The organism is Pseudomonas sp. A-RE-22 (genome assembly GCF_019956035.1).
Taxonomy (GTDB): domain Bacteria; phylum Pseudomonadota; class Gammaproteobacteria; order Pseudomonadales; family Pseudomonadaceae; genus Aquipseudomonas; species Aquipseudomonas brassicacearum.
Map to the genome: position 1 here is coordinate 1 of NZ_JAHBCZ010000090.1, position 2,336 is coordinate 2,336.

Below are 2,336 nucleotides of genomic sequence, written 5' to 3' on the forward strand. Positions count from 1 at the left end.
AGGGGATCTGTGGTGTATGCACATCTTGAGACCACCCCAAAAACAACTGTGGGAGCGAGCCTGCTCGCGAAGGCGGTGGGTCAGTCAACATCAATGCTGCTGATCCACCGCCTTCGCGAGCAAGCCCGCTCCCACATGGGGTTCGAGGCTACCTCAACTCAACAGCACTTGGGCCCACCCTTGCCACCGTAACGGGCCTCCTGGCGTTCGCGAAAGAACGCCTCGTAGTCCATCAACGGTTTGTCCGGGTGCTTGGTTTGCATGTGCTCGACGTAGTTGTCGTAGTCGGGCATGCCGACCATCAGGCGGGCGGCCTGACCGAGGTATTTACCCAGGCGACTCAAGTCATTGAACATCGTTGCAATCCCCTATCAAGCGTCCGGCAAGGCCTGGAATGGCGCTTCCTTGTCCGTGCGTTCCTTGGTGCCCCATGCGGCGATACCGACCTTGAGCGCGTAGAACAGGATGCTGAAGACCACGAACAGGAACAAAGCCGTCAGCGTCGCGTTGGTGTAGGCGTTGAACACCACGTGCTGCATCTGCTCGATGCTCTTGGCTGGAGCCAGGACCTGGCCGGCGGCCAGGGCATCGTTGTATTTGCGCGCCAGGGCCAAAAAGCCGATCGCCGGGTTGGCGTCGAACAGCTTGATCAGGCCCGCGGTGGTGGTGCAGATCAGCAGCCAGACCGCCGGCAGCATGGTCACCCAGACGTAGCGCTGGCGCTTCATCTTGATCAGGACCACGGTGGCGAGCATCAGGGCGATACCGGCCAGCATCTGGTTGGAGATGCCGAACAGCGGCCACAAGGTGTTGATGCCGCCCAGCGGATCGATCACGCCCTGGTACAGCAGGTAACCCCACATCGCTACGCAACCGGCGGTGGCGATCAGGTTGGCCGGCCAGGATTCGGTGCGCTTGAGCGAAGGCACGAACGAGCCCAGCAAGTCCTGCAGCATGAACCGCCCGGCACGGGTGCCGGCGTCCACCGCGGTGAGGATGAACAGCGCTTCGAACAGGATCGCGAAGTGGTACCAGAACGCCATGGTGTTCTCACCCGGCAGCACCGAGTGCAGGATCTGCGCGATCCCGACCGCCAGGGTCGGCGCACCGCCGGCACGGGCCAGCACAGTGGTCTCGCCGATGTCCTTGGCCACCGCTTGCAGCGCCTCGGGGGTGATTGCAAAACCCCAGCTGCTGACGGTCTGGGCCACGGCCACCACGTCACCGCCGACGATCGCCGCCGGGCTGTTCATGGCGAAGTACACGCCCGGCTCGATGACCGAAGCCGCGACCATGGCCATGATCGCCACGAAGGACTCCATCAGCATGCCGCCGTAACCGATGTAGCGGGCGTTGGTTTCGTTATCCAAGAGCTTGGGCGTGGTGCCCGAGGAGATCAGCGCGTGGAAGCCCGAGACCGCGCCGCAGGCGATGGTGATGAACAGGAACGGGAACAGGCCGCCCTTCCATACCGGCCCGGTGCCGTCGGTGAACTGGGTCAGCGCCGGCATTTTCAGCTCGGGCATGGTGACCAGGATGCCGATCGCCAGGGCGACGATGGTACCGATCTTGAGGAAGGTCGACAGGTAGTCCCGCGGCGCCAGGATCAGCCACACCGGCAGCACCGCCGCGACAAAACCGTAGCCGATCAGCATCCAGGTGATCTGGATCCCGGTGAAGGAAAAGGCCTTGGCCCAGACCGGATCGGCAGCGATCTGCCCGCCCAACCAGATCGAGCCCAGCAGCAACAGCACGCCGATGAGCGAGATTTCACCGATGCGGCCCGGGCGGATGTAGCGCATGTAGATGCCCATGAACATCGCGATCGGGATGGTCGCCATCACCGTGAAGATGCCCCACGGGCTCTCGGCCAGGGCCTTGACCACGATCAGCGCCAGCACCGCGAGGATGATGATCATGATCAGGAAGCAGCCGAACAGCGCGATGGTGCCGGGGATGCGGCCCATTTCCTCACGGACCATGTCACCCAGGGAACGCCCGTTGCGGCGGGTGGACAGGAACAGGACCATGAAGTCCTGCACCGCACCGGCCAGCACCACGCCGGCGATCAGCCAGAGCGTACCGGGCAGGTAGCCCATCTGCGCCGCCAGCACCGGCCCGACCAGCGGCCCCGCGCCGGCAATGGCCGCGAAGTGGTGGCCGAAAAGAATGTGTTTGTAGGTCGGGACGTAGTCCAGGCCATCGTTGTTGAGCACGGCGGGAGTAGCCCGGCGCGCATCGAGTTGCATCACGTTGTTGGCGATGAAGAGGCTGTAGTAGCGGTAGGCGACCAGATAGATGGCCACGGCTGCGACGACGATCCAGAGGGCGTTGAT

Annotated in this window: 2 protein-coding genes; both read right to left on the reverse strand. The window is 63.6% G+C overall.

The genetic code is table 11. The features are described from left to right. Positions 1-158: 158 nt before the first annotated feature. Positions 159-356, reverse strand: a complete 198-nt coding sequence (locus tag KGA89_RS29550; RefSeq protein WP_003201656.1) for a YbdD/YjiX family protein — start codon at positions 354-356, stop codon at positions 159-161. 15 nt (positions 357-371) lie between these two features. Then, positions 372-2,336, reverse strand: a 1,965-nt coding sequence (locus KGA89_RS29555; protein ID WP_223473196.1) for a carbon starvation CstA family protein, incomplete at its 5' end; no start/stop codon positions are given.

What these genes read in the sequence shown, in the direction of transcription:
- KGA89_RS29550 (WP_003201656.1), bottom strand. Translation starts at nt 356, where the DNA reads ATGTTCAATGACTTGAGTCGCCTGGGTAAATACCTCGGTCAGGCCGCC.